The sequence below is a fragment of the Chlorogloeopsis sp. ULAP01 genome, from assembly GCF_030381805.1.
In the GTDB taxonomy this organism is placed as follows: domain Bacteria; phylum Cyanobacteriota; class Cyanobacteriia; order Cyanobacteriales; family Nostocaceae; genus Chlorogloeopsis.
On sequence record NZ_JAUDRH010000017.1, the window covers coordinates 95,784 to 120,768 of the forward strand.

The window sequence follows — 24,985 nt, forward strand, 5'->3', positions numbered from 1 at the left end:
TACTTTGTTACATCTTCCGCAAATTTTAATGAGACTTAAGTATTGGTGACTGGCATAGCACTAGAGGCGATCGCCTTTGCCATCTTCCGTGTATTACAGTAGTCGTTGTAGAAATTATCAATAAATTTGTCATTTTTCATCTCCTTGGTTTTGTTCAGCAACGGCATTTCCTGCCAGCAGATCCGGCAGAACCAGCACATTTGGTTATTACGAATATGTTGTAGTAGTTGATGGGAGCAGCAAGGACAATTTTTCACCAAAGCAGCTAGTCTATAGCTGACCGCTGACTACTGTAAACTCCCGGAGGGCAGTTTACAGTAGGGTAAGCATTGATCGAGAAATCACTCCGAGCCATTGCTGCCCAAAATAAAGCTTTCCACTCTAGATAACTTCACTTTCATTAATCAGCACAAAAATCAGCACAAAAATGCTTGTCTTTTATCCTGGCAATTTAAAAATGTTTTCTCCAGGGAATATTAGGAAGTTAAATAAGAAATTAAAAAAATATATATTTTGCTGGTTCAACACCTATGTGCTTTTTAAGCATATAAAATTTTGATAAAAATGACTAAATTGAGGAAAAAAGAACGCTGTCAGTGACGTATCTGAAATTAATATTAAGCGAAGCGAAACATAAGATTCTGAAGGATAGCGAAGAATGGCATTCCGGTGCAAGATGTGAATTTACTGAATTTGTAGTAAAAACAGGTGGTAGATGCGATCGCAATCGTTTCCACTGTTTGTCTGTTAATTAGTTACGTCTCATATTACGAGATTACCGTGATTTGCAAACACGCCCTAACCTTGATAAGTTCATCCTTAACACCCGGATGTTCGCTTGTTAAAACTTTTTTGAAGTTGAAAATTGGAATTGATTGATCACGCAACAAACAAAAGGAGCATGAAGAATGCAACTGAACCACGTTAACCATATCAGCGCTTCTGTCCGCGATCTGGATCGCTCGATTGAGTTTTACCGTGACCTTACAGGCGGTGAACTTGAGAATGAAGGAAGAGGAAACAGTCCGTCTGGTGGATAACCTTGTCAATGAAATGAAAACTGCCAAGCGGGAATTCTAACTTCGGCAAATTTCCCACTTCTATAAGGCTGATCCAGACTACGGCATGTGGGTCAAGGTTTAAACATCGATATCAAAAAGGAAGTGCTTAATTAGTGAGCAAGTCGCACTGAAACATAATCAATAGTCTGATCAGTTCCCTTCTAATATAAGCAGGAGTTGCTTAAGGGATGTATCAAAATAATGAGGCTTTATATGCAGAAGCGAACTAACTACTACAAAGATTTATCAGCTGATTATTCTAGACCAGGACTTGTTCCTGATGATCTAGGGAAAAAACTCATCAGTGATGCTGAGAAGTATATTGCACTTCAAAAACCAACTTTGCCTGAAATTACTCCCGAATACACCTTACAACTCATAGAAAAAGAGAATAAGGAATGGTGGCCAACTCACTGTGAAGCTTTGCGGCAAGCTAGAGGTGATCTACTAGCAGGTGAGTACACCGATAATCTAGTTTACTTTTGTCAAGATGGGCCTTTTTACGGCAAAACAGCAGGGACAAAACGAGAAGCAAACTGGTGGGCAATTATTGCTCAACCAGAGGTAACTATGGTTTGGCCCATTGTGATGTTTCATGGTGAAACTGTCTATTTTGAATGGAAATGTCTTGACGACGAGACAAATGAAACTTTAGCTAAGGGAAATGTGACATATCTGCGTCGTGGACATAGAGGTGGATGCTACCTCAAAACTGAGCAGCTGACCTTTTACAGGGATGTTTTTGCATCCGAGAGACTAATGAAGTTAATCACCACTTAGAGGTCAATCATGATGAAAAAATCTAATGTTACAGAAGCATTCCAAGCTTTTAATGACATAAATTCAGCTTTTGGCGGTCTGACAGAGTGGTATGCTCGTGGAGTCCAAGAAAGTTCCGGTCTGACTCTGAAACAGCGTGCTTTAATGTCCATTGCTTGCGATGTTTGCGAACAAACACTATACGGCTCACTGGAATTCCACATCAAAATGGCCTTAGAAAATGGTGCGACTCGCCAGGACGTGAAAGAAGCAATCTTGCATATGGGAGTGTACGGAGCCTACCCTAAGTGTTTTGAAACAATTGCCAGGCTGAAGGAAATTTACACAGAATTCGACCAAAAGGGTCTGTATCTCACTGGAGATAAGGTTTCGCACCCCAAGCCAGAGCATAACTGGATATTAGATACCGATGTCAAAGATGGACTGATAGCATTTGAACCTCAGTATGGCGATCTCTCGTCACGTATGGCAGGTGAGGTTTGGGGACGTCCTGGTTTGACACCAATGGAACGGGTCTATATTTCTATCTCAGGCGATGTGTGCCAGCAGACATTAAGTGCAGATGGTCCTTTTCCTTTCCATGCCAACTTGTGCCTCCAAAATGGGATGACACGAAAGCAGGTACGCGAGATGATCATGTACCTGACGGTTGATGTTGGCTTCTTAAGAGTCTGGAATGCACTCGAAGCACTCAATGCACATTTTACCAGACTAGATTCTCAAATCGCAGAACCACTTGCAGGTTCACGTAAATAACAAATAGTCGTTATTTGCAAGTTACATTCTTAGCTCACAAGTTATATTACGATGATTGAGAACAATTTTGTAATTGATGCAGCGGTACACGCTTTTGACTTCTCAAACGAGAACAGAGTCAGAAGCTATCCTCCAGACAAGTTTCAGGATGTACAAAATTTTTGGCATCAGGTCATCCATGCATCATTAGAATCTCCAGAACCTGGTTATTTGCTGAGTTTTGAAGAGTTTACAAAGCGTTGGCAAGCGGAAGATCTTGCTCATGCCTTGTTTGTCGAATCCGATTTGGACATGGTGGTCGCCCACAGTGTTCAGATCTCGGCGGTTCTCCAAAATGGACCTAGCCCTTGGGATGCTCATGTTGAACTGAAGCGTTTAGCTCCTGACCGCGTACTACTCTATGCAGAGGTAGATACCTTCGCAGAAGACAAAAGTGCACTTTTTGACCACATGGAAAAACGAGTGAGCCAGGGAGCGGTTGGCTTTAAGTTCTATCCTTCCAATGGCATGTTTGACATCAAGTCAAACAAGATGGTCTCGATGTTTTATGACGATCCAGAAAATGCATATAAGCTCTTTGAAAAAGCTCGTGAATTGGGAGTCAAACATGTAGCCTTTCACAAAGCACAACCTGTAGGGCCTGGACCTTCAGACGTGGTCAACGTCCAAGACATTTCAACTGCGGCAGCAGTGTTTCCTGACATGACATTTGAAGTTGTGCATACCGGCTGGGCTTTTTTAGAGGATTCAGCACTACAAATGCAGATGCATCCCAACGTCTACGCCAATCTAGAATCCACGATGGGTTTAGTTGTACGCCAGCCTCGCCGATTTGCCCACATTATCGGGAAATTGCTACAGTATGGCAAGCCAGAGCAGTTACTTTTTAGCTCTGGATGCGTGTTAAATCATCCTGATCCAATTATCAAGGCATTTATAGCCTTTGAGATGCCTGAGGATCTACGTGAAGGATATGAATATCCGGAGTTAACACTGGAAATTAAAAAGAAAATCCTCGGTGAAAACATGGCACGGATTCACGGTATAGACATTGAGCAGATCAAAAACCGAATTAAAAATGATAGATGGAGTCGCCTGAAAGCTAAGGGCAAAGCGGAACCGTGGAGTTCACATCGTGCCCGCATAGGAAGTGTCAATAAAATTGCGAGTAGAAGATGATTTTCCGGTCAACGGTATCTTGGGTGGCTGATGTCTTAAGCCTATATTCCGCAGGTAAGCGAGGAGATTAGTAGTGCATTAAAGAAGTGTCATGCCAAGCCCAAGGAGCGATCGCTAATCCTGTCCTCATAGCAGCAGTAGTTTCTTTGCGGCTATGAACCCAAATTCAATTGAAATAAGTGTTGGGCTTGGCTCAAAAGTCGTATTCGCAAGACTGTATCTCACTTCCCTTCCTTCGTGGAGGCTCCGAGTCCCCCGTTGTAGCGACTGGCGTTCGCCGGAGGCGTTCCCGTAGGCTACCTGAAGGGTTGAATATGGCTGAAATCGAGCTAAGTATTTTAACTCGTGAATGCCTTAACCGACAAATACCTGACAAAGCAACTTTAATTACAGAAGTTACTGCTTGGGTGACACAGAGAAATCAATGCTCACGCACTGTTGACTGGCAGTTTTACACAGCAGATGCACGGATTAAACTTAAGCGTCTTTATCCCTCAATTCAAACTTGACAGAGTACTAATGAGTAGAGAAGTTAAACGATGAACGATTCACTTAAAACTAAAGAAGATGTGATTGCTTTGGTTCAAACTAAGATGAATGAGGTTTACGACCCCTGTGGGCTGGCTCGGGGTCTCTCAATTGGAATGGTAGATATGGGGCTTATTTGTAGTATCAATGTTGAACCTGTAGACAATGCTTGGAAAGTGTTTTTACGAATTCGTTTTACCTCTGCAGGATGTGAATACTTCCCCTATTTTGAGAGGGAAATCCGTGAGCGACTAGAAGTATATCAGCAAATTGAAAGTATCAGCTTAGAATGGGATAAGAATATGGATTGGACTCCTGATAATTTGAGCAAGGTGGCTAAATCAAAGTTGGAGGAACATAATGAAAAGCTTCTGTCAGCTGCGTTGCAAAGACAGCAGTTGAGATAAAACCTTAAATTTACACATGGAGGCTGTGAAGTTCTTCAACTATCAATATGACTCTTTCCAAAGGAGGTTCTCTGTTCTAGCAACCAGGTCTTTCATCTTTTTTGGTTCAGTGCCATATACTAATTGGCTGAATGGTGTTGTGAAGAGTAACAAGCAAGGCTTTATCTCTTGGATATTATCAACCAAGTTCCGCCCCTTGTAGATAGCGATCGCACCCTAATTCAGCCATATTTTTACACATACATTTTGCCTCTTTTGTCAATGCGTAAGTCCTAGTGATTAGCGATCGCCTAATTGAAAAATCTTATCTTTTTTTTGCTCTTTAATTCACATTTTGTTTATTTTGTCAATGCGTAAGTTCTATTATGATCAGGCGAGTAGCCTAACAATTGAGACTTTTCGTACATCCTCTAAGCTTGTGTGGCATTGTGGTTGATAGAAACACTGAGCAATATGTCGTTGTTAAGGGAACTGTGCCAAGATCTCTCAAGCTTCAATTCAAGGTTCTTTGCATCCAAAGAAAATTGCAGATGAGTTCGGTTCTAGAAGATCTGATCGGTAAATGGATACAAGCAGGTGGACCTGTTCCTGAATACCTCGTCGATTGGTCTAGCTCTAACCAAGATAATGAGAATTTAAAGGGATATATCCCAGAATCTCTAAAGCTTCAGTTCAAAGCCCTCTGCGCACACAAGCGAGTCACAATGTATTCTGTTCTATATCACCTTGTCGATGAATGGGTGCGGACGGGTGGTTCTACTTCTGAATCCCCGTAGTTTTGAAAGATTAATTTTATCAACTTTTATAACTTACGCAAAGCCCCACTTTTTAAGGTAGGGCTGTTTCATTCTCTAAAAGACGTAAAATGACAAGCGCTGAGGGGATGAAAAACAATGGCTGCAAATTTGATTGAACAACTGCGACAAGTTAAAGACTTTAGAACAAAAGATGGGCAAAGACATCCACCGTGGCTGGTGTTACTATTCGCCATCATGGGAACAATGCACTACATTACCAAAAAAACTTGCCAGTTAATTGTCGATGGTGGCAATGATTAGGGACTTGCAGTTAAAGCGAATCAACTCTCCTTGCATCGCCAGATTCAGCATCATACGGCTCATACCAAACCAACGAGTCGGTATATCACAACTGAATGAACTCGAAACAGAGTCACAACAAGTACTGTACAAGTTTTCAATGATTTAACTGGTATCAGTCAACAATGGATTGGCTTGAAGTCGTTAATCAAAGTTGAAAGAATTGGTACTCTTGTAGGCAAACCATGTCACCAAGTTTCTTACTACATTACTAGTGGCGTCCGTTCAGCAGTTGATTTTGCCCAAGGAATTCGCAGGCGTTGGGCGATTGAGAATCGACGACTTTGGGTACTGGATATGGTTTTTGATGAGGATCGTTCGACCATACGCATGGGGAATGCTCCTGCCAATCTATCGATTGTGCAAGCGTTAGCGAAGCTCCTCCGTAGGCGGAGCCTTCCCGTAGGGTAGGAGGCTCGCCCTCAATGTTCTGCGCCAAAATGGTTATTCTTCCATCACGTGTGCCCACAGATTTCTCGCGCTTTGATATTGACAAAATCAATTTAGTACTGGTACCCAAAAGCCTTGTCTGCACTCTGTTTAAAAATTCTCTAGGTACTTAACATTCCTAAAAATTTTATAGTTTTTATAGTTTTATTATATAGTTTAAGGTATTTAAGTCCTTAGAGACTTTTGATAATATACCATCAGGTCTCGTTGTGTTCTATCCATTGGGGGTTGGTAATTTTAGAGAAAAGTCAAATTTTCTTTTATACTCTTACACTTATATGCTCTGCCTTAACCCGTCAATATTGTTCGTATCAAGTACTGGCAGTTCCAAGCCACTGATATTACCCCTAAAAGCGCGGTGCTTGGGAAAACGGCAGTCGATTTGTCATTGAAATAGCTGAGAACTTAGAGGCAGGATAGAGTCTTTCGCGTAAGGGAGAACAAGCAAAGCTGACCTAGCAAAAGGCAAACATTAGGAAACATAGTTAACTATTTAACAGGTTTCCAAATATGAATACACAGAAACAAAGACGTAAGCGCGGTGTTATTCTCAGCCTTGAAGGGTGCCAAAAACTTCGGGATGCAAGAATTGAGTCAGAAAATAAGGAGAATTTTGGAGAAAGGTATACCCTTGAAGAGCTAAGTGAACGCACTGGACTAGATACAGGTACAATCACAAAAGTACTGGCTCGCGAAGAAGGGGTTGACAAACGAACACTTGAGCGTTTTCTCGGAGCTTTTAATTTAGAACTAGATAAAAGTTTCTATTCAAACATTACCCAAAGCCACTTAGATTGGGGAGAAGCGATTGATACCTCTGTTTTTTACGGACGTACAGAAGAACTTGCTACCTTAGAGCAATTGATCCTAAAGGATCGCTGCCAAGTAGTGGCAATCTTGGGGATGGGGGGAATTGGTAAATCAGCTCTATCAGTAAAGCTTACAGAACAGATTAAAAATAATTTTGAGTACGTTATCTGGCGATCGCTAAGAGAAGCTCCGCCAATTCAAGCGATTCTGGCTAACCTGATCCAGTTTTTGTCTAATGAACAGGAAACAGAAGCTAACTTACCAGAAAGCGTATGCGACAGAGTGTCGCGACTGATTGATTATCTGCGGCAGTATCGCTGTTTGCTGATACTAGATAATATGGAGTCGATTTTGCGTGATGGTAGTCGAGCCGGACTTTATCGAGAGGGATACGAGTGTTATGGGGAGCTGCTCAGACGGGTGGGAGAAACATCTCACTCTAGTTGCTTGGTGTTGACAAGCCGGGAAAAACCGAAAGAAGTGGCATTACTAGAAGGAAAAACGCTATGCCTACGTTCATTCCAACTAGGTGGTATGAAGTCGGTGGATGGGCAGGAAATCTTGAAAGTAAAGGGACTATGTGGAGTAGAAGAGGAATGTACAGCAATAGTTGAGCGCTATGCAGGTAATCCATTAGCCCTAAAGATAGTTGCTACGGCTATTCTCGATGTCTTTAATGGTAGCGTAAGTGAGTTTTTGCACAGAATACGGCAGTTTTTGGCGATATTCACGATATTTTAGAGCAGCAATTTGAGCGTTTGTCAGATTTAGAAAAAGATATAATGTACTGGCTGGCAATTAATCGTGAGCCAGTTTCGCTATTAGAGTTGCAAGAAGATTTTGTATCACCAATTCCGTCAAAAAAAATACTAGAAGCACTAGAGTCTTTAGTAAGGCGATCGCTCATCGAGAAGGCTTTGCCTACGCTAGTTGAAAAAAGCGCAGCACACTTCACACTACAACCTGTAGTGATGGAGTATGTGACTGACAGATTGGTGGATCAAGTGTGTTCAGAAATTTTCCTTCAGAAACCAGCACTTTTCAAGTGTCATGCTCTGATCAAGGCGACCGCGAAAGACTACGTGAGGGAAATTCAAGTTCGCCTCATCCTCCAGCCAGTTATAGATGGGCTGCTTGTTCTCTTTGGGAGATGCCCTAGAAGTATTGAAAATCGGCTCACTCAAATTTTAGCCACCCTACGAGAAACATCACCGCTAGAAAAAAGTTATACGGCTGGAAATATTATTAATCTGCTTTGTCATTTGGGAACTGATCTCAGAGGCTATGATTTTTCTTCTCTAACCGTTTGGCAAGCAGATTTGCGGAATGTGAAATTGCACGATGTAAATTTCCAAAACGCCAATCTAACTAAGTCTGTTTTTGCTGATACCTTTGGTGGTGTTTTGTCAGTAATTTTTAGCCCTGATGGCAAACTTTTGGCTATGGGTGATACCAATGGTGAGATTCGCTTGTACCAAGTTTCGGATGGGAAACAACTTCTGTCCTGTAAGGGGCATACCAACTGGGTTGTATCGCTTGCCTTTAGTCCTGATGGCAGAACTCTTGCTAGTGGTAGTGTTGACTGTACTGTGAAGTTGTGGGATGTCAGCACCGCTCAATGTCTGCAAATCTTGCAAGGACACGATGACGAGGTTTGGTCAGTTGCCTTTAGTCCAGATGGTAACACACTAGCAAGTGGCAGTGATGATAATACAATAAAGTTATGGAGTGTCTGCACTGGTCAATGTCTCAGAACATTCCAAGGGCACACAAGTTGGGTATGCTCCGTTGCCTTCAGTAAGGATGGGCATATGCTAGTGAGTGGCAGTGATGACCACACAGTTCGGTTATGGGATATTAACATCGGTGAATGCCTCAAAGTTTTCCACGGACACAGTGATGGGATACGGTCAATTGCCATCAGTCTTGATGGTAAAATGCTGGCGAGTGGTAGTGAAGACCAGATGATTAAGTTATGGGATGTCAGTACTGGTAAATGCCTTAAAACGTTCCAGGGACATTTAAATGAAGTATACTCAGTCACCTTTAGGTCGCAAGGTGATATTCTAGCCAGTGGCAGTTTTGACCAGACGGTGAGACTATGGAGCGTTAGCACCGGGGAATGCCTCAAAACTTTCCACGGACATTCCAGTTGGGTATATTCGGTCGCCTTTAGTCCACAGGGTGAGTTAGTGGCTAGTGGCAGTTACGATCAGATGGTACGACTGTGGGGTGTTCGTACTGGCGAATGCCTCAAAACGCTTCAGGGATATACTCATCAGGTACTCTCAGTTGTCTTCAGTCCAGATGGGCAGAAGCTAGCAAGTGGCAGTCACGATTCTTCGGTGAGGTTGTGGGATGTCAGTACAGGTCAATGCCTCAAAACGTTCCAAGGACATGGTGCTGCAATCCAGTCAGTTGCCTTTAGTCCAGATGGACAGACCCTAGCAAGTGGCAGTGAAGATCGAACGGTGAGGTTGTGGGATGTTAATACAGGTCAAGTCTTGCAGACTTTCCAGGGACATCGTGCTGCGATTCGGTCAGTTGCCTTTAGTGCAGATGGACAAACGTTAGCAAGTGGCAGTGAAGACCAAACAGTCAGGATATGGGATGTCAACACGGGTCAAGCTTTAAGAACTTGCCAGGGACATATAGCTCAGGTCTGGTCAGTTGCCTTCAGTCCTCAAGGGATGATACTAGCCAGCGGCGCGTTGGAGGAAACACTCAAGCTGTGGGATGTCAGCACTGGTGAGTGCCTCAAGACCCTAGAGGGGCATACGAATTGGGTTTGGTCAGTTGCTTTTAGTCCGGATGGTAAGCTGTTGGCAAGTACCAGTACAGATCGAACGTTAAGGTTATGGAGTGTCAGCACTGGTGAATGCCTTAAAATTTTGCAGATAGATACGGGGTGGTTACTCTCAGTAGCCTTTAGCCCAGACAGCCGAATACTAGCGAGTAGCTGTCAAGACCACACAGTTAGGTTGTGGGATCTGAGCACTGGTAAATGCCTCAAAGCCTTGGAAGGACATACAGGGGGTTGGATCAGGTCAGTCGCCTTTTGTCCGGATAATCAAACTTTGGCAAGCAGCGGTGAAGATGAGACAATAAGACTGTGGGAGGTAACAACAGGTGAGTGCTTAAAAGTTCTGAAAGTGGAGAAACCCTATAAGCGGATGAACATTATGGGGGTTACAGGTTTAACTACAGCGATTATTGCTACGCTGAAAGTTTTGGGGGCAGTTGCTGGTGAAAAATAGCATATTTAACAGTTATATGAAACCAATGGAGATTTTACCACCGAGAGAGATCAGCCCACCGCAAACCTTGTCTGAAACGTCAGTTTAATCTGAAGTTCCCCCGTGCAGCCGCTCTACGTAAGTATCAGCGATTTTTATTTGGGGGGAACTTCCGCTTAACGAACGGGAGATTTTCTTTGTCCGATAAGCTTTGTCCGATAAGTGTTAGTCCCTGACTATCTAGCTTTTACGGTAGCTAGGGCTAACCAGCCTTAAAGCTGCTTTGGCTCCTAACTTGACAGGGGCTAGACAACCAGGGTAATCAACTGTTTCAATTCTAAGCCACTAAATAGATATGTAGACTGAATCTACATAGTACTGAATTCGGTATCGCTTGGCAATCCCTGCGTGAATTCATTTATGATACTTTCCAAATCATCTAGTTCGATGCCATTCAATGTATCGAAACTAGTCTCAAAGAGGTTACTGGTGAAATTATGACTTAAAGATTGCTCCTCTATAGTTGCAGTCTTTATTGCATTTGGAAAGATCCGTGAAAAAACAACTTCATAGGCATAACCTAAACCTAGCCATACTAAAATCGAAAATCCAAAATCTAAAATCCGAAATTGCATCCTTCTTCTCCTTAAAGTTGGAACAGTACAGTTAAGGGTGTCTGAGAAAAGCTCTTCTTGCTTACCGGGTCATTTATTTAGTTTTTGAAAATTAGTTCACACTCGCAGACAAGTATTCAACTCTAGCGGTTTCAATACATTCTGAAGTTCCTCGTCTGATATATAGCCCTCCTTGGGTGGAGTAAAGCGCAACAATGCGGTTTCATAACAGGCTTGTGCTATGCGGATATGCTCTTGGGGAGTAAGCTCTGCAACAACTTTAACTGTCTCCTCTATATGCTTCACTTCGGCACCGACACTGCTGTGTACACGTAGCCAACGTGTGGCATGAGTACCTGGTGGTAACAAAGCCTCCACACTGTGGATGTACTCCTCCCCTATAAATGTCCCTAAGCGTTCGGCTGTATAGAAAAAACCAACGCAACCAATTGGATCGGTCGTCTGCACACTTTGGATAAAGTAATCGACCAAAGACTTTATAGGAGATGGCACAAGCGCTTGCACCACAGCCTCTGCGTCATATCCCATTGATTGAATATCGCGCAGAGCGAGTCGGTCGTGGCCTGCTTCCTCTCTGGCTTTCTGTACAGCCCACTGTGCCAAATTCTTACGACCAGATACAGCGAAGCGCTGGGCAGCTTCTTCCATCAGTCGTGAGGTATGGCAACTTGAATGGTAAGCACCAGCAAGCCGCCATACCCAACGTGTAGGGGTCAGGGCTGGTGGTCTACGGTTCGACTTCACAGCCTTCCAGGCTAATGCGATCGCCCTATCTAAAAGCTTCTGAGTTTTAGCTAGGCTGTCTGTACCAACCTTTTTTGCAGCAAAGCCAGCCCCCCTCTCTACAGAACTGGGTTGATGCAGCCTAGTGCAATTGGCTATCTTCACTGCTACTTCGTCAGATACAACACACGCCGATTCTGTATCAATTAAAAAGTCATTACGCATATTTCTTTTCCTCACTTATGGTTGTTGCAGAATTAGAGAAAATCACTCGTGGGAAAAGTTATTGCTCAGGGATAATTACCTTCGCACCTTCCCACCGTGCAGTAAACAGCTCGGTTAACGCGTTAGCGATCCCCAGTTCTGTTTTCGCGACGAAAGTGAAGTACTTTGATTGAACTATGTTGCAGTGCGTGCTACTGGGGGCGATCGCGCCTCCCGAAACACCAAACGCATATTGCACTCCCATATCTTCCAGCATTTTGACCACATAAGCCTTACTTGTGCATTAGCAAGCAAAAGAACGCAATTGCGGACTTCATGAGCGATAGCGTTATTCCCAGGCATTTCTGTACGTTCAGCCAAAAAAGACTGTTAGCACAAAAGAACAAAAGTACTTTTTAAGGATCGCTGCATAGAATCGGTATAAACCCCAAGGAATTCGCCAACAAATTCCTAAAGTTTCAGTCAATACCCTACAATTTGTAGATTGGGTTCTAAAGCCTCATATCATGTCCGTGAGATTAACCAGACTGTGTAAGGGCGGGTTTTGCTGACAATATCTCAACTCAAATCACAATGATACTGGGACTTACAGTCCTTATATTCTGCAGTAACAAAATTTACTTATAAAACTAGTTCTAGTTTTAGTCCATTAAAATGGACTTATGCTATGAGACTGGGACTGTAAGTCCCAGGCGCTGGAATAGCTAACTAGATTTACCCATTCTTGCAATATATGGGTGGTTTTGGTTTATCGAGAAGCTCACCACGCTTAGACGTGGCATTTAACTCTTTATTTACATAAATCAAAATCTGTTGACCCCTGTACAAACAAACTACCTCCTTATTGTTAGTTAAAGAAAACTGATTTTACGAAATCTATCTACCTACAACTTTTACTTAATTAGAGAATATTTTTAAATGACATTAAGGAATAAATTACTCAACTTAGCTAAATGGTTTTTCAAACATTCTCTCAAACCATTTAGTGCGTATAACTTATGAAAAAGAGTTTTTGTTCAAGTTATTTTCAACTTATTAGATGCAAATCCCTTTACATTCATTGTTGATACCTGCTTGGTATTCTTGATATTACCTTGACTTTACCATGAACTGTAACACAAGTGAATAAAAAATATTCATATATTTACTCCATTAATTCTTTCTAATTATATTGATTTATCTCATTTATTAGTTTTAGGATAAATACTTATCTTGGGAGTATTCAGCGTAAATATTGTACTAAAAATCTGATTTCTCCGTTTTTTTGATAATCATAACTAATCAAAAATCAAATAATAGCTAAAGGTAATTATCAGTTAAATTTAGGATGTTTAAAAGATTTTAGCAACCAAAGATAGGGAAATTAAGGACGAACTTAAGTCTTTTACTTATAATCGGCAAGAATGCACTCAATATAATGCCTAAGCGTTTAGTGGCAGAATGTACCGCAGGTCAAAAACGAAACATTCTTCTCTCTTCCTAATACCATTTCACGAAAATCTTGATACAATTCACTCCCCCAGCTTCCCCAACCTCCCCATCTCCCCCAGCTTGCCCAAATGTATCAACTTTAAAGTGAAACGGTATAATGTGCAGGAAGTAGGTTGAAGAGTAGTTAAGTTTTGTCTATCTCTATATTAAATTAATGTTAGACCATCTACCTGGGAGATTCAAAATTGAAATTCTAAAATTAAAAATAAAATTTAAAAACGTAAATCAATACTTAATTTAGAGTAATTGTAATAAGAACGCCTCAAATATTGGATTTTGCGTCTCGATTTGATTTTTTTTGCATTTCCATAGATAAATTTAGTTGTTCTGCATCCTTTTGTTTTAAATTTGAGCAAAGCGAAAGTCTGCAATAGCTTTGTTATGCAACAACCACAAAAAGAAAAAACTAAAAAAACTTAAATTTGTTTTTAACTTCCTAAATTTCGCTGGCTAAAACCTTTTTGAATTGGAAAGCTAGACATATAGCAGACCACCTTTGATTTATGAAACTGTAGTGAAAGCAGTAAGGATGAAAGCAGTCACATTTGTTTCAAGCAAGCGAGAGGTTGGGTTCTAAGTACAGAATTGCACAAATTCATAATGATTATAAGTCGAGGACGAAGACAACACAACCTACGAGCCTTAACCATACGAATTTATGAAAAGCTGTACTCAAAGGAGGAAAAAGCATGAGCAACGCAGATTATGCAGAACGCGATCGAGATGGAAAGGCAGTATTCTACGTGGCGTTGCATAATATTTGATGTCTAACGAGCACAACTTATTTAGTAAGGTAATTGGATATGCAACTAACAACGGCAATTCCAAAACCTATGTTGATGGCATAGAAACTGGGAATCCAAACGGAAATTTGGGCATAGTCAATTTCCACGTTATGGTCAAACAGATGCAATTAATCAAGCGTTAACAAGAACATAGCAATTCGCCGCGCAAAAACATTCACAAGAAAGTGATTAACCTAAATTACAAAGGAGTCCAACATGGTAACTACAATGTCCAAGCCTAAACAAAAAATAGGTGTACTCATTGAAGCTCACTTTGACGAAACTGAGTATCGAGGGTTCAACGACTTCTTTCCTAAAAATGGATACCAGGTAGAGTACATATCTCACCTTTGGGATTATGACCAACTGACTTTTAAAGGCAATGATTTTACTGAAGAGGTTACAGTCTGCACAGAAGTGGAAGATGTTGAGCCTACCGATTATGACGGAATTATTCTCATTGGTGGCTATGCTATGGATCGTCTTCGCTATGAAGCCAATCCAAAGCCAGGTCAACCCAACCAATCTCCAGCCGTCAAGTTTCTCCGAGCAGCTGTGAGAGTTATGGATGCCAATCACTTAAAAATTGGAACAATTTGTCACAGCCTTTGGCTGTTCTGTGCTGCACCAGAACTCCTGAGAGGTCGCAAGGTCACCTGTGCTCATAATCTGATTTACGACGTTCAAAATGCGGGAGGAATTGTCCAATTTGAGGGTGATGGAACCAAGACACTACACATCGACGGTAATCTGATCGCAGCAAAACATCCTGACGTAACCTACGAATTCATGGGTGTCTTTTTAGAGGAAATTAAAAAGCAACAAATGCAGAAAGTTAGTGCGTAAGAACTGATTTATAAAGTAAATCTAAATACAACAAGATTGAAGCACGTACTCGCATTAGAATGCAATGTGTGAGGGTGTATAAATAAGGCTTTGATGTCGGCACAGCAAGATCCGTCAAAGGACTTAAACGTCATTTGATCGTCGATTGTCTGGGTTGTTTTAGGTGTGATAGTTACCTCGGCCAATACCCAAGACCGATTGAGGTGTGCGATTGCCCGATCGCAGAAGTTTTATGCGAGTGTGAAAATATAGAGTTGATATCGGTTGATGTAGGTTTTAGTTGTGAGAAGTTTACCCATGTGGTTGATGCGATTTGTGGTGCCATTCATTGAGGTTGTTAAACGTAATTCCTTTGATTTTGAAGTGTTGCTCAGATGCTGGGTCGTAGAGAGAACATTTAATTGGTTAGGGTGGTATCGGCGTGGCAGTTCGGATTATGAGATGTTACCGGAAGTGAGTGAGGCAATTGTTTATCCTGCAATGGTCAAATTGATGTTAAATCGACTTGCTTGTTAACAATTACTTTATAAATCACCTCTAATAACAATTTGCGCTGTTGCTGATTGAAAATGTGAATTGACCTGACGCAGAGACACACCAGTTGTAGAGAGTAAGAGCTTAGAGGAGTAGAGGAGTTGCCTCCTGCTTTATCAATACCTTTGCAGAGCCTTACATACTTACTGAATCAGGATAGACAACTCATCTGTGCAATAAAAGGAAGGGCATAATGATTGCAACAACTAAATATCAAATTGAGCCAGTAACGACTAAGTACCAAGTAGAACGAGGAAGCCAACATCCTTTAGGTGCAACGCCATACAAAGACGGGGTAAATTTCTCAATCTTTTCAGAACATGCCATATCTGTGGAACTGTTGTTGTTCGATAAGCATGATGACGCGGAACCGATTCAGATTATCCAATTAAACCCAAAAATAAATAAAACCTTTCATTTCTGGCATATCTTTGTAAAAGGGTTGACACCAGGCACTTACTATGCATACCGAGTTGACGGCCCTCAGAATTTACACGGCGCAGGATACCGCTTCAACAAGAACAAGGTACTGATCGATCCCTACTCCAAGGGAAACTGCAATGCTCTTTGGAACCGCATAGATGCTTTGGGAACAAAAGACAACCTAGCTACCTCAATGCGTAGTGTAGTGATTGACACCTCGGATTATGACTGGGAAGGCGATCGCCCCCTCAACCGACCAATGAGTGACACGATCATTTATGAGTTACATGTTGGCGGGTTTACCAGGTCTCCTTCCTCAGGCTGCAAAAATTGCGGAACCTTCTCTGGAATTATCGAGAGGATTCCTTACTTGAAAGAATTGGGAATAACAGCTGTTGAACTCCTGCCAGTATTTGACTTTGATGAAAAGGAAATTGTCCGAGAAGTTAACGGCAACCAACTGAAAGACTACTGGGGATACAACCCACACAGCTACTTTGCTCCTGAAGGTTCATATTGTACCGCCTCTGATGAAGGAAGCCATATCAGGGAATTTCGGGATATGGTTAAGGCTCTACATAAGGCTGACATTGAAGTCATCCTAGATGTGGTCTATAACCATACTAGTGAAGGCAACCATATGGGTCCGACTATCAACTTCAAAGGCTTTGAAAATAGCACTTACTATCATCTCGTGCCCTGGGATAAGCAGTATTATATGGACTACACCGGGTGTGGACATACCTTTAACTGCAATCACCCAATTGTGGAAAAGTTGATTGTAGAATCTCTGGAATTTTGGGTAAAAGAGATGCATGTTGATGGTTTCCGGTTTGATGAAGGGTCTATTCTCGCCCGCGGTCAGGACGGAGTACCTATGGCTCATCCGCCAGTAGTGTGGCACATTGAAATATCTGATACCCTAGCTGAAACCAAAATTATTGCTGAGGCTTGGGATGCTGCCGGATTGTATCAAATTGGCTACTTTCCTGGATATCGTTGGGCAGAATGGAACGGACACTATCGGGATGATATCCGGCGCTTTGTCAAGGGAGATCCAGGGCTAGTGGGGGCAGTTGCTTCACGCATAGCCGGAAGTGCCGATCTCTATCAAGCAACTGGTCACCTACCAATTAACAGCATTAATTTCATTACTTGCCATGATGGGTTCACCCTCAACGATCTGGTTTCATACAACTACAAACATAATGAAGCCAATGGTGAAAATAATCAGGATGGCATTAATGATAATTTGAGCTGGAATTGTGGAGTTGAAGGAGAGACTGACGATCCAGGAATTGATGCTTTGCGTCGGCGACAAATTAAGAATTTCGTAGCCATTCTCTTCCTTTCCCAAGGCGTACCGATGTTTGTAGCTGGTGATGAAGTCAGACGCACCCAAAAGGGCAACAACAACGCCTATTGCCAGGATAACGAAATTAGTTGGTTTGACTGGAATCTTGTGGAGAAGAACTCGGATATATTCAGGTTCTTCAAGCTGATGATAGATTTCCGCAAGTGCTATTGTCATAGTGCCTTACGCCGCAGCCGTTTCTTCAGTGGCGAAGTTAACGAGCGTGGTTTGGCGGACATTTCTTGGCATGGTTGCAAGTTGTTCAGTCCAGGTTGGTACGACCCTGATGCCAGAGTTCTCGCATATACTATGGGCGGCTTTGAAGGGGAAGCAGATATTCACGTCATGCTCAATATGTATTGGGAAGCTCTCGACTTTGAAATTCCCTCGATTGCAGGTAGGAGGGAATGGTACAAAATTGTAGACACTGCTGAACCTTCCCCTATGGATATTATGGAACAGGGGAAAGAGACTATAGTTTCAGGCAATGTCTGTACTGTTCAGGGTCGTAGCGTTGTCATTTTAATTTCCAAATAATTTCCAGGTCATCAATTTTCACTTTTGGAGAAAATTCAATGAATAACATAGATTTTACGTTTTCAGACCTGATCGCTGGGTATGTTACTGATTTTGACACGAGTAAGGGAGAGCATGGTACTTTCACCCTCAAGACCTCAGACGGAAGGAACTTTGAAGTAGCATTGACCTCAAACACCTATGCTGAGTTGGTGCGCAATTTGGGAGAGCCTTACTACGATTGCACTGGTCAGATATGGTCAAGAATTGCTCCAAATCAGTATATTTTCGTATATGGCATTTTCTATCTTGAGGGAGATCAGTATAAGTTTGAAGCCAAGCGTATAGTCTTTCTGGGTCGGACAGAACGCGAGTATCTTTTTGAAAAGCAAGACTGGTGGGTCAAGCAAATACAAAATCTTGCCAATTTTTACCTGAAAGCACAGTTTGAGGATGGTGAAATTGATTATCGAAAATATCGCACTGGTATAGGCTTGGTTGGTTCAAAGGAAAAGAGCAATCGTCAGGAAACTGACACTATTTCGCGCCTGGTTTACGGTTTTGCCACAGCCTATATGATGACTGGGGAAGACCATTACCTAGAGGCTGCCGAAAAAGGAACCGAATACCTACGCCGACATATGCGTTTTCTCGACGAGGGTGAAGGTATTTGCTATTGGTATCATGCAGTTGACGTGAAGCCAGATGGAAGTGAGCAAAAAATATTTTCCTCAGAATTTGGGGATGATTATGACGCTATTCCAGCTTATGAGCAGATATATGCGTTGGTTGGTCCTACCCAAACTTACCGGGTTACAGGCGATCCACACATTTTGAAGGACATAGAGTTGACCGTCAATCTGTTTGAGTACTATTTCCTGGACAAATCGGAAAGAGGAGGATTATTTTCACACATCGATCCGATTAGTCTCAGCCCTTACTCAGAGACTTTGGGTCATAACCGCGCTAAAAAGAACTGGAACTCAGTAGGCGATCATGCCCCAGCTTACTTGATTAATTTATGGCTGGCGACCGGCGAGGACAAATACGCTGATTTCCTTGAGTACACCTTTGACACAATTGAAAAGCGTTTTCCGGATTATGAGCATAGTCCGTTCGTTCAAGAACGTTTTTATGAGGATTGGAGCCACGACACGACTTGGGGGTGGCAGCAGAATCGAGCCGTTGTCGGACACAACCTCAAAATAGCTTGGAACCTGATGCGGATGAACCACCTGAAACCAAAAGAAAAATATGTAGCCCTGGCTGAAAAGATTGCAGAAATCATGCCAGCAGTTGGCAGCGATCGCCAGCGTGGAGGGTGGTATGACGTCGTAGAGCGTGCCCTAAAACCAGGGGAAGGGATATACCGCTTTGTATGGCATGACCGAAAAGCTTGGTGGCAGCAGGAACAAGCCATTTTAGCCTATCTAATTCTTACTGGTTCACTTGGTAAACCTGAGTATCAACGGTTGGCACGTGAATCAGCAGCTTTCTATAACGCTTGGTTCCTCGACTACGAAGCTGGCGGTGTCTACTTCAATGTTTTGGCAAATGGACTTCCCTATCTGCTGGGAACTGAGCGAGGCAAGGGCAGCCACTCAATGAGTGGTTATCACTCCTTTGAGCTGGCTTACTTGGCTTGTGTCTATATAAACCTGCTGATTACTAAACAGCCGATGGATTTGTACTTCAAGCCAAAGCCTGGTGCCTTTAAAGATAATATTCTGCGAGTTCAGCCAGATATTCTACCACCTGGCAGCGTGCATATTGCCGATGTATGGATCAATGGGCAATCGTATTTCAATTTTGATGCCAACAACCTCACAATCAAACTGCCATCCTCTGCCGATGAACTAAAAGTTCGAGTCAGAATTCTTCCCACTGAGGTATTTTTCAACGCAACTCTATTAGATGTAACTGAAAGTACCGCCAAGATTTCCTTAAGTGGGTTAATGGATGCAGCTGCTGTACCACTTTTCGAGGATGAATTAAAGAAAGCAACCAGCCAGTCAGTCAAACGCATTGTTTTGATGCTAGAAAATCTGAAATGCATATCTAGCGCTGGCCTGCGATCGCTTATTTTCAACAAGCAAAAGTTGGGTGCTGATGTTGAATTCTATATAGTTGGTGCGGCTGAGCATGTGAAGAATTACCTTCAGATGAGTTCATTTTGTGAGGGTGTGACTGTGTTGGATAGGTATGAAACTGTCAAGATGGCTAGTGTTAGGTGATAGTTAACAGCCTCTTTGCAACTGAGCTTTACTTGTACCTGTACCTTAATAAACTTAAGAAGGCCAATAAGTAGGGGATTCAAATACTTATTAAAGATTCAAGTTAGAAGTAGAGGTTTTAAACCCAACTAGTAGTCAGCCAAAGCAACTTTAAGGGGCTAAATAACGAACTGCTAAAACGAGCCAGCGCCTTGTTTTTTCAATGTTGTAGCTTGTGAATTAATGAGGAACTTATGGCTAAACCTGTATTAATTACAATAGACGACGACCCCCAAGTCCTATGGGCTATCGAACGCGATTTACGGCATAAATACGGTAGCGACTTCCGGATATTGCGAGCAGATTCTGGTGCGACGGCTTTGGAGGCACTCAAACAGTTGAAACTGCGCAATGAGCCAGTGGCACTATTGTTGGCAGACCAGCGGATGCCACAGATGACTGGTGTGGAGTTTCTTGAAAAGGCAATGGAAATCTTTCCACAGGCCAAACGCGCCTTGCTTACGGCGTATGCAGATACCGATGATGCTATTCGTGCCATCAATAAGGCCAAGATTGATTACTATCTCCTGAAGCCGTGGAGCCCTCCAGAAGAGCGTTTGTACCCCGTGCTTAACGATTTGCTAGAGGTTTGGCAGACATCGTTTCTCCCATATTTTGAAGGCGTTCGCGTGATTGGCGATCGCTGGTCGCCCAAATCCCATCAAGTCAAAGATTTTTTAGCACGTAATCATATTCCTTACCAGTGGCTGGACGTTGAATCAGATGAGGCGAACCGTCTGGTTACCTACGCCACCAGTTCTGATGTCCCACAACTACCACTACTGCTCTTCCCCAATGGCTCAAATCTGATAGCTCCGACAAATATTGAAATTGCCGAGAAAATAGGGCTGAAAATGCGCCCGACAATGCCGTTTTACGACTTGATTATCGTGGGTGCTGGCCCGGGCGGCCTAGCGGCAGCTGTTTATGGGGCATCCGAGGGGCTGGATACTGTAATAATTGAAAGAGAGGCCCCAGGAGGGCAAGCGGGGACAAGTTCCCGGATTGAGAATTATCTCGGTTTTCCGGTTGGACTAACTGGGGGAGATTTAGCCAGACGTGCTGTTGCACAAGCTCGCAAGTTCGGAGCAGAGATTCTTACGCCGCAAGAAGTAACTAGCGTTCGTACAGAGGGTCAGTATCGAATTGTAACTCTAGCAGATAGATCGGAACTGAGCAGTCATACGCTGATGATTGCAACAGGCGTATCGTATCGCAAACTCGATGTGCCTGGTATTGACAGGTTGACAGGGGCGGGTGTGTACTATGGAGCTGCAATCACCGAAGCACTTTCCTACCAAGACGAAGACGTTTTTATTGTCGGGGCGGGTAATTCAGCTGGACAGGCTGCGATGTACCTCTCTAAATACGCCCGGCGTGTGACTCTGCTCGTACGAGGTGACTCACTAACGAAAAGTATGTCTAAGTATCTGATCGATCAGATCGAATTAACTGACAATATAACAGTAAAATTGTTGACTCAGGTTGCTGAAGTATTTGGCAAAGACAAGCTTGAGGCGATAACTCTTGCAAACATAGAAACTAGTGAGGTTGAAACTGTCCCTACCAACGCCCTTTTTACCTTTATTGGTGCGATGCCACGTACTCATTGGTTACAAGATGTTGTAGAGCGCGATAAATATGGATTCATCCTGACTGGGCCTGACACTATGCAGAATGGGACACTTCCAAAAGGATGGACACTAGAGCGCAATCCGTTTCTTCTCGAAACTAGTGTGCCGGGTATTTTCGCGGTAGGTGACGTGCGCCATAAGTCTGTGAAACGAGTTGCCTCAGCGGTGGGTGAGGGAGCGATCGCTGTTCAATTCATTCACCAATATCTCGCATCCTTATAGCTGGAGTTCCTATCTTTGTGGAATCCTGAATACGGATGTGTATTAGTTGGAAGAAAACTCAAGCTAATAATCCCAAATATGATCAGGAATTAGTAGATTCAAAAAAAGAGATTTGTGAGTTGTTGGAGACGAAAAAAGCCGAAATCAAATCAGGAGAGTTAGTTGTATTCATGATTGACGAATGTCATTTACTTTGGGGAGACATCATTGGATATGTCTGGGGTAAAAAGAGTGAACGAATCTCAATACCAGTAGTAAATGAACGTGAAAAACAAACATATTTTGGTGCATTAGATTATCAAAAGAAAGAATTTATCACTTATGCAGCCGAAAAAGGTGACTCGAAAAACACCATTAATTTTTTAGGATATCTGCGCTCTCTGCGTCCTGGAGCAAAACTATTAATCATTTGGGATAGTGCCAGTTATCATCGTTCACAAGAAATTCAAGATTACCTAGATTCCTTAAATTCTGAATTATCAAAAGAACTATGGTGGATTACTTGCTTGAGATTTGCACCCAATCCACCACAACAAAATCCTGTAGAGGATATTTGGCTGTTTGCCAAAAGATTCATCAGAGAATTTTATTTTTTCTGTCATTCGTTTACTGTAGTCAAAGAGTTATTTAATCTGGCAGTACATAGTCAAATTTTTGACTTTCCAAAACTTTATGGCTATAGTGTTTTCTCATAAATCACTTAGCATTGCTATAGTGATAGAGGTGTTTACTATCAAACTAATGAAAACTATGCCCGATCATTAGGAATAAAACAAGTCATATTGCCTAAAGGAGGTTATAGAAGTAAGCAACGAATTCAACATGAAAGGAAGAGAAATTTTAGAAAAGGCCGCCATTGGCATAACGGCGTAGAAGGATGTATTAGTTTTTTGAAACGATGCTTTGGTTTCCAACGTTGTTTGTATAGAGGAGATATGGGATTTAAACGTTGGGTGGACTAGGGAATTATCGCTCATAATTTGACCATTATCAGTCGATGTTTAGTTTTCCAAACCAGGTATGTTAACTAAATTAATATTTTCTAACCAGTGATAAATCACTTTATCAACATTACTTTATTTCCCAAATATTTGAATTCTCATATAATTTTTTTGCCACTATTGCTCTCAATTTTATCTTTTATTTTTGAGGTTTAATAATACTTTTTCTTTATTGTCTCGCTAGTTTTGCACCGGGAACTAGGCTATATTTGGGCTTGATTTTTGTTTAAGTCCCGCTAACACTCTAGGAAGAAAATATAATTGAGTGGCAACACCAAAGCTCGGAACTTGTACAAACAACAACAAAGCTAGTATCGCTTTTTGATTTGAGCTAGATTTAAACATACAAAAACTTTGCTATATTTAAGCTTTATCAACTGTCGGTGGCTATTAGTTAGGTATATGCTATAGATGTAAAATATAAAATTTCACTGCCACAATCAGGTGTTAATTAAGTGACACTTTAGTAGTCGTCACAAGTTTTAATTGCTGACTAAAACATTTAAGAATACTTTAATTTCTCAGTTAGCTTTATTGGGTATGTGCAGCCTGAACGAGAGCTTGAAAAATTCTTTGATGACTAGGATTAAGAGTTGAAAGCTCAGGATGCCATTGCACCCCAATTGCCCAAGGATGATGTTCATGCTCGACAGCTTCAATGACTCCATCATCTGGGGCATGAGCAACAACCTGCCAACCAGATGGGACTTTATCTACTGCTTGATGATGCAAAGAAACTACAGATATGTGAGAATTCTGTACACAGTTAGCTAAACGGCTTTTTACATCTATTCTGACGAGATGTTCTGTCGGTAAACATCGTCCAGGTTCAGGCTCTAGACGATGTAATGCAGATGTACCGTAGACATCACCAATGTGAGGAATCAGAGTACCCCCACAGGCGACGATGAGAATTTGTAAACCCCGGCAAATACCCAATATCGGCAGATGACGTTCAAGAGCAAACTTGGCAAGTTGCAATTCAAAAGCATCACGTTCAGCATCGACAGAATAAATCGTAGGATGAGCAAAACCGTTGTAGCAAACAGGGTCAATATCTCCACCTCCGGAGATGATTAAACCATCCAAAGGATCTAGAAGTATGGCAGGCTCAATTTCTCCTGGCGGTAATAATATAGGAATACCGCCTGCGGCACGAACTGCATCTATATATTCGCTTGGCAGAGAAAATGGTAATGCTGCTTGCCGACCGTAAGTTGTAATGCCAATCAATGCTTTTCGAGATTTGCTACTCATCTTGATGCTATTTAAGTATTTTGTCTAGCAGGTTTGTTGCAGGTTGTGCTTTAGCCAGTGCTGCTTGATGATCACTGTAAGCACTAACCAGACGTACTAGACCGCTCATGCCGATCTTGAGTTGCTCGAGTTCTTGATTTGTAACTAATTCTGCATCAAGCATTCGTTCGACTAAAGGTTTAAGATCGCCGACAACAAGCGCGAGCTTTTTAGACTTTTTCTACGCTATTGAGTAAAGTTTTAAGTGAGTTCAGTATTTGATCAATATCTTGGGCATTCTCTAGTGGTTTAGGCAAATCTTGGACTGTTGCGGCATCTTCAGTATTTAAAACCATAGGTGGTTCCTGAGTAGAAGTTTCACTTTATAGTAGAGTTTAACTTTGCCATTAATGTTTCCTCAAAAAATTTTCCCAGTCTATTGTTAAACTGGTGATCTAGTTTGTTAACTATCTTGCGGGAGGGACAACTGAGCGATCACTACACAGGTCAGAGTAATCCAATCATTAAAATCTTCTACAACCGATTGAGGGCTTCGGGCAAGCCCATGAAAGTGGCACATTGTGCTGCTGCACGAAAACTGTTGCACATTGCTTGAACTGTTGTTAAAAAGAGGCAGCCGTTTGACTAAAACTACGCGTTGAAACAGCAATGCACTTGACAATTGGCTACGGTATCTTCGCCAGCTCTTCCCTAGATTGCCAATCTTACCGATGAACAACTTTGGATTTTCCAGTTCAGGAGTGTCCTTGCCGAAAATGTTAT

19 protein-coding genes and 6 pseudogenes are annotated in these 24,985 nt (G+C 42.1%); 19 read left to right on the forward strand and 6 right to left on the reverse strand.

Translation table 11 applies throughout. From position 1 onward, the window contains the following. Positions 1 to 35: 35 nt before the first annotated feature. On the reverse strand, positions 36 to 257 hold the full coding sequence (locus QUB80_RS28695) for a hypothetical protein (RefSeq protein ID WP_289792980.1): 222 nt from the start codon (positions 255 to 257) through the stop codon (positions 36 to 38). Between the two features lie 339 nt (positions 258 to 596). Here QUB80_RS28695 and QUB80_RS28700 point away from each other — a divergent pair, with 339 nt between their 5' ends. The 11 genes and pseudogenes from QUB80_RS28700 to QUB80_RS28750 all read left to right on the forward strand — a co-directional run bounded on the left by QUB80_RS28700 (position 597) and on the right by QUB80_RS28750 (position 10,325). Next, positions 597 to 755, forward strand: a complete 159-nt coding sequence (locus QUB80_RS28700; protein WP_289792869.1) for a hypothetical protein — start codon at positions 597 to 599, stop codon at positions 753 to 755. Between the two features lie 153 nt (positions 756 to 908). Continuing rightward, complete coding sequence (locus QUB80_RS28705; RefSeq protein WP_289792870.1) at positions 909 to 1,040, forward strand: VOC family protein; 132 nt, start codon at positions 909 to 911, stop codon at positions 1,038 to 1,040. A 234-nt stretch (positions 1,041 to 1,274) separates the two neighbouring features. Further along, entirely contained in the window at positions 1,275 to 1,841 is a 567-nt protein-coding gene (locus QUB80_RS28710; protein WP_289792871.1) for a hypothetical protein, read from the forward strand. 9 nt (positions 1,842 to 1,850) lie between these two features. Next, entirely contained in the window at positions 1,851 to 2,597 is a 747-nt protein-coding gene (locus QUB80_RS28715) for a carboxymuconolactone decarboxylase family protein (protein ID WP_289792872.1), read from the forward strand. A 51-nt stretch (positions 2,598 to 2,648) separates the two neighbouring features. Next, entirely contained in the window at positions 2,649 to 3,776 is a 1,128-nt protein-coding gene (locus QUB80_RS28720; protein ID WP_289792873.1) for an amidohydrolase family protein, read from the forward strand. Positions 3,777 to 4,084: 308 nt separating this feature from the next. Then, positions 4,085 to 4,285, forward strand: a pseudogene (locus QUB80_RS28725) (IS630 family transposase); the annotation flags it as partial. A 30-nt stretch (positions 4,286 to 4,315) separates the two neighbouring features. After that, positions 4,316 to 4,711, forward strand: coding sequence for a metal-sulfur cluster assembly factor (locus QUB80_RS28730; RefSeq protein ID WP_289792874.1), 396 nt, complete (start codon positions 4,316 to 4,318; stop codon positions 4,709 to 4,711). Positions 4,712 to 5,241: 530 nt separating this feature from the next. Next, complete coding sequence (locus QUB80_RS28735) at positions 5,242 to 5,487, forward strand: hypothetical protein (protein ID WP_289792875.1); 246 nt, start codon at positions 5,242 to 5,244, stop codon at positions 5,485 to 5,487. A 117-nt stretch (positions 5,488 to 5,604) separates the two neighbouring features. Then, entirely contained in the window at positions 5,605 to 5,769 is a 165-nt protein-coding gene (locus tag QUB80_RS28740; protein ID WP_289792876.1) for a hypothetical protein, read from the forward strand. A 120-nt stretch (positions 5,770 to 5,889) separates the two neighbouring features. After that, positions 5,890 to 6,219, forward strand: a pseudogene (locus QUB80_RS28745) (ISAs1 family transposase); the annotation flags it as partial. A 549-nt stretch (positions 6,220 to 6,768) separates the two neighbouring features. Beyond that, positions 6,769 to 10,325: pseudogene (locus QUB80_RS28750) on the forward strand (WD40 domain-containing protein). 347 nt (positions 10,326 to 10,672) lie between these two features. Here QUB80_RS28750 and QUB80_RS28755 read toward each other — a convergent pair. From QUB80_RS28755 to QUB80_RS35335, 3 genes and pseudogenes are all read right to left on the reverse strand, one after another. Beyond that, positions 10,673 to 10,939 (reverse strand): hypothetical protein, encoded by a 267-nt coding sequence (locus QUB80_RS28755; RefSeq protein WP_289792877.1) that lies wholly within the window; start codon positions 10,937 to 10,939, stop codon positions 10,673 to 10,675. A gap of 96 nt (positions 10,940 to 11,035) precedes the next feature. After that, positions 11,036 to 11,887 carry an iron-containing redox enzyme family protein gene (locus tag QUB80_RS28760; RefSeq protein ID WP_289792878.1) on the reverse strand — a complete coding sequence of 284 codons (852 nt, stop codon included), beginning with the start codon at positions 11,885 to 11,887 and terminating at the stop codon, positions 11,036 to 11,038. A 73-nt stretch (positions 11,888 to 11,960) separates the two neighbouring features. Continuing rightward, positions 11,961 to 12,152 (reverse strand): annotated as a pseudogene (locus tag QUB80_RS35335) (thiamine pyrophosphate-binding protein); the annotation flags it as partial. Between the two features lie 1,989 nt (positions 12,153 to 14,141). Here QUB80_RS35335 and QUB80_RS28770 point away from each other — a divergent pair. From QUB80_RS28770 to QUB80_RS28805, 8 genes and pseudogenes are all read left to right on the forward strand, one after another. Beyond that, positions 14,142 to 14,306, forward strand: a complete 165-nt coding sequence (locus QUB80_RS28770; RefSeq protein ID WP_289792880.1) for a hypothetical protein — start codon at positions 14,142 to 14,144, stop codon at positions 14,304 to 14,306. 73 nt (positions 14,307 to 14,379) lie between these two features. Continuing rightward, complete coding sequence (locus QUB80_RS28775; protein WP_289792881.1) at positions 14,380 to 15,009, forward strand: DJ-1/PfpI family protein; 630 nt, start codon at positions 14,380 to 14,382, stop codon at positions 15,007 to 15,009. 282 nt (positions 15,010 to 15,291) lie between these two features. Beyond that, entirely contained in the window at positions 15,292 to 15,525 is a 234-nt protein-coding gene (locus QUB80_RS28780) for a hypothetical protein (protein ID WP_502875334.1), read from the forward strand. Between the two features lie 211 nt (positions 15,526 to 15,736). Next, positions 15,737 to 17,857: a glycogen debranching protein GlgX gene (gene glgX, locus QUB80_RS28785; RefSeq protein ID WP_289792882.1), complete on the forward strand. Its 2,121-nt coding sequence runs from the start codon at positions 15,737 to 15,739 to the stop codon at positions 17,855 to 17,857. Positions 17,858 to 17,895: 38 nt separating this feature from the next. Beyond that, on the forward strand, positions 17,896 to 20,070 hold the full coding sequence (locus tag QUB80_RS28790) for an AGE family epimerase/isomerase (RefSeq protein WP_289792883.1): 2,175 nt from the start codon (positions 17,896 to 17,898) through the stop codon (positions 20,068 to 20,070). Positions 20,071 to 20,303: 233 nt separating this feature from the next. Next, complete coding sequence (locus QUB80_RS28795) at positions 20,304 to 21,965, forward strand: response regulator (RefSeq protein ID WP_289792884.1); 1,662 nt, start codon at positions 20,304 to 20,306, stop codon at positions 21,963 to 21,965. A 41-nt stretch (positions 21,966 to 22,006) separates the two neighbouring features. Continuing rightward, positions 22,007 to 22,660, forward strand: a pseudogene (locus tag QUB80_RS28800) (IS630 family transposase); the annotation flags it as partial. 18 nt (positions 22,661 to 22,678) lie between these two features. Further along, positions 22,679 to 22,924 (forward strand): annotated as a pseudogene (locus tag QUB80_RS28805) (ISNCY family transposase); the annotation flags it as partial. Between the two features lie 573 nt (positions 22,925 to 23,497). Here the strand turns inward: QUB80_RS28805 and QUB80_RS28810 are convergent. Both QUB80_RS28810 and QUB80_RS34980 read right to left on the reverse strand, forming a co-directional pair. Then, a complete protein-coding gene (locus QUB80_RS28810) occupies positions 23,498 to 24,223 on the reverse strand; it encodes a gamma-glutamyl-gamma-aminobutyrate hydrolase family protein (protein WP_289792885.1) in 726 nt (241 codons plus the stop codon). A gap of 209 nt (positions 24,224 to 24,432) precedes the next feature. After that, positions 24,433 to 24,558: a hypothetical protein gene (locus QUB80_RS34980; RefSeq protein WP_336622359.1), complete on the reverse strand. Its 126-nt coding sequence runs from the start codon at positions 24,556 to 24,558 to the stop codon at positions 24,433 to 24,435. Positions 24,559 to 24,985 lie beyond the last annotated feature (427 nt).

Coding starts and splice junctions, on each gene's coding strand:
- QUB80_RS28755 (WP_289792877.1), bottom strand. CDS start 10,939: ATGCAATTTCGGATTTTAGATTTTGGATTTTCGATTTTAGTATGGCTA.
- QUB80_RS28730 (WP_289792874.1), top strand. CDS start 4,316: ATGAACGATTCACTTAAAACTAAAGAAGATGTGATTGCTTTGGTTCAA.
- QUB80_RS28710 (WP_289792871.1), top strand. CDS start 1,275: ATGCAGAAGCGAACTAACTACTACAAAGATTTATCAGCTGATTATTCT.
- QUB80_RS28740 (WP_289792876.1), top strand. CDS start 5,605: ATGGCTGCAAATTTGATTGAACAACTGCGACAAGTTAAAGACTTTAGA.
- QUB80_RS28795 (WP_289792884.1), top strand. CDS start 20,304: ATGGCTAAACCTGTATTAATTACAATAGACGACGACCCCCAAGTCCTA.
- QUB80_RS28735 (WP_289792875.1), top strand. CDS start 5,242: ATGAGTTCGGTTCTAGAAGATCTGATCGGTAAATGGATACAAGCAGGT.
- QUB80_RS28715 (WP_289792872.1), top strand. CDS start 1,851: ATGATGAAAAAATCTAATGTTACAGAAGCATTCCAAGCTTTTAATGAC.
- glgX (WP_289792882.1), top strand. CDS start 15,737: ATGATTGCAACAACTAAATATCAAATTGAGCCAGTAACGACTAAGTAC.
- QUB80_RS34980 (WP_336622359.1), bottom strand. CDS start 24,558: ATGGTTTTAAATACTGAAGATGCCGCAACAGTCCAAGATTTGCCTAAA.
- QUB80_RS28705 (WP_289792870.1), top strand. CDS start 909: ATGCAACTGAACCACGTTAACCATATCAGCGCTTCTGTCCGCGATCTG.
- QUB80_RS28760 (WP_289792878.1), bottom strand. CDS start 11,887: ATGCGTAATGACTTTTTAATTGATACAGAATCGGCGTGTGTTGTATCT.
- QUB80_RS28810 (WP_289792885.1), bottom strand. CDS start 24,223: ATGAGTAGCAAATCTCGAAAAGCATTGATTGGCATTACAACTTACGGT.
- QUB80_RS28720 (WP_289792873.1), top strand. CDS start 2,649: ATGATTGAGAACAATTTTGTAATTGATGCAGCGGTACACGCTTTTGAC.
- QUB80_RS28775 (WP_289792881.1), top strand. CDS start 14,380: ATGGTAACTACAATGTCCAAGCCTAAACAAAAAATAGGTGTACTCATT.
- QUB80_RS28770 (WP_289792880.1), top strand. CDS start 14,142: ATGTCTAACGAGCACAACTTATTTAGTAAGGTAATTGGATATGCAACT.
- QUB80_RS28790 (WP_289792883.1), top strand. CDS start 17,896: ATGAATAACATAGATTTTACGTTTTCAGACCTGATCGCTGGGTATGTT.